This window comes from Flavobacterium sp., from assembly GCF_046155325.1.
Taxonomy (GTDB): Bacteria; Bacteroidota; Bacteroidia; order Flavobacteriales; family Flavobacteriaceae; genus Flavobacterium.
Genome location: NZ_JBJXDQ010000043.1, coordinates 1 through 2,572, shown reverse-complemented (window position 1 = coordinate 2,572; position 2,572 = coordinate 1). Strand labels below are relative to the sequence as shown.

Genomic DNA, 2,572 nt, shown 5'->3' with positions numbered 1-2,572 from the left:
AATTTTACGGGCATAGATTCTCCTTATGAAAATCCTTTAAATCCAGATATAATTATACAAACAGAATTTGAAACCGAAGCGGCGGCAGTAGAGAAAATAATATCCTTCGTGAAAGATAAACTGGAACTAAAAATTAGAAATTAAGTTATGCCACTTCGAGAACATTAAAAATTTCAGCAATCTCATCTCTTAATTTACAAATCTCAAAAAAATCATAGTTTTAAAAACTAAAATAATTTTTTTATCATGCAAAGTCACAATACCACTTGGACAGAAGAAATAAAATCAGAGAATTCGCTTTGGTCAGTGAACTATAAAGAAATATGGCATTATCGTGATTTATTACTCATGTTGGTAAAGCGAAATTTCACTAACTTTTATAAGCAAACTATTCTAGGTCCAATTTGGTTTTTTATCCAGCCTATTTTAACCACCTTTATTTATGTTATTTTGTTTGGTCAAGTTGCCAAACTGTCCACAGATGGGATACCTCATATGCCTTTTTATTTAGCGGGTATTACCATTTGGAATTATTTTTCGGAATGTCTGTCTAAAAATGCAACCGTATTCAAAGACAATTCAGGAGTTTTTGGTAAGGTATATTTCCCAAGATTAATTATGCCCTTAACCATTGTTGTGTCTGGTTTAATGCGATTTGCAGTTCAATTTGCTTTATTTATTGCGGTAGTGATTTATTATACTTTTGTAGAGAAAAGTATTCACCCCAATTTATGGATTTTGATGACCCCTTTTTTAATGCTCTTGATGGCGGGATTTGCCATGGGTTTAGGAATGATTTTCTCCTCATTAACCACAAAATACAAAGACCTTGTTTTTCTTTTAACGTTTGGGATTCAGTTATTCATGTATGCTACTCCAGTTGTTTATACAGTAACTTCTATTCCAGAAAAGTACAAAGGATTTGTGGAAGCAAATCCGTTAACCGGTATTTTTGAATGTTTTCGTTACGCGTACTTAGGTTCAGGAAGTTTTGAATCTTCTAGTTTGATTCATAGTACTATAATTATAAGTGTTTTGGTTTTTATTGGAATATTAGTTTTCAATAAAGTGGAGAAAAGTTTTATGGATACGGTTTAGCAATACTCTTCGAATCATAAATATTTATTACCATAGATTAAACAATTGTATTAATTCACAAAAGACAATTCTAAGAATAAAATATATTATTTAAATATGAAAAATTTAGCCGTTAAGGCAGAAAACATATCCAAACAATATCGTTTAGGCGAAGTAGGAACAGGAACTTTGAGTCATGATTTAAATCGTATTTGGAGTAAATTTAGAGGAAAAGAGGATCCATATCTTAAAATTGGCGAAGCTAATGACAGAACTTCTAAAGGAGTAAGTGATTATGTTTGGTCATTGCGTGATATTAATTTTGAGATAGAACAAGGCGATGCTGTTGGAATAATTGGAAGAAATGGAGCAGGAAAAAGTACACTCCTAAAATTATTGAGTAAAGTAACTAAGCCCACTACGGGAAGTTTTAAAGTCAATGGTCGCATTGCTTCTTTGTTGGAAGTGGGTACAGGTTTTAATCCTGAAATGACTGGTAGAGAAAATATCTATCTAAATGGTTCTATTTTAGGAATGCGTCGCCATGAAATTACTCGTAAGTTTGATGAAATTGTTGATTTTTCTGGTGTGGAACGCTATATTGATACTCCTGTAAAGCGTTATTCCTCAGGAATGTATGTGCGTTTGGCTTTTGCTGTTGCGGCGCATTTAGAGTCCGAAATTCTTATTGTTGACGAGGTTTTGGCCGTGGGTGATGCCGAGTTTCAGAAGAAATGCATCGGTAAAATGGGTGATGTTTCGAAAGGAGAAGGTAGGACGGTTTTATTTGTAAGTCATAATATGGCTGCGGTAAAATCACTATGCAACAACGGAATAGTTTTGAACAAAGGAATTATAGAACATATTGGTGAAATAAACAGTTGTGTAAGTTTGTATTTAGGTGGAGGAAATAAAGGAATTACGAACATAAAATCATTTAAAGATATTTTTGTAAAAGATGTTTTTAATTTTAATCAGATTGCAATCAAAAGTTCTAAAAATTCATATGAAGATCTTTTACTAGAAAATAATTCATTGGAGTTAACCTCTGAGATTGAAATGCTTACTGATGAACCCGAAAGATATCATATTACCTACCATTTATATAACGAATTAGGAGAGCCGTTGTTTTCTTTTTCGAGTAAGGATAAAGCCAAACTTAAAAAAGGCATTAATAAATTGACATGCCTTTTTCCAGAAAACTTTTTTCAATCAGGAAATTATTCATTGTCACTTTTTGTAGTGGTTGATAAAAGAACCGCTATTTATATAGAAAATGATATTTTTATTTTTACAGTAGTAGACCGAGCTAGGGAGTTAGGCGTATTCATGGGAAGAGAACCAGGCTATATCAAGCCACAATTCACATGGACAAACGAATAATAAAACTCAATTTTGATTATGCAAGCATTAGACAAATCCTTTATGTTTATTAAAAGCGCACTCCATTTGGAGGGTTCTTTTCATAGTATTGAGGAAGTAAAAAAATGGGTTT

The 2,572-nt window shown here is 32.3% G+C and carries 2 protein-coding genes; both read left to right on the top strand.

The genetic code is table 11. The features are described from left to right. Positions 1–246: 246 nt before the first annotated feature. Positions 247–1,098, top strand: a complete 852-nt coding sequence (locus ACKVOD_RS02720) for an ABC transporter permease (RefSeq protein WP_409207947.1) — start codon at positions 247–249, stop codon at positions 1,096–1,098. A 96-nt stretch (positions 1,099–1,194) separates the two neighbouring features. Continuing rightward, positions 1,195–2,460 carry a polysaccharide ABC transporter ATP-binding protein gene (locus ACKVOD_RS02715; RefSeq protein WP_409207946.1) on the top strand — a complete coding sequence of 422 codons (1,266 nt, stop codon included), beginning with the start codon at positions 1,195–1,197 and terminating at the stop codon, positions 2,458–2,460. The last annotated feature ends 112 nt before the right edge of the window (positions 2,461–2,572 follow it).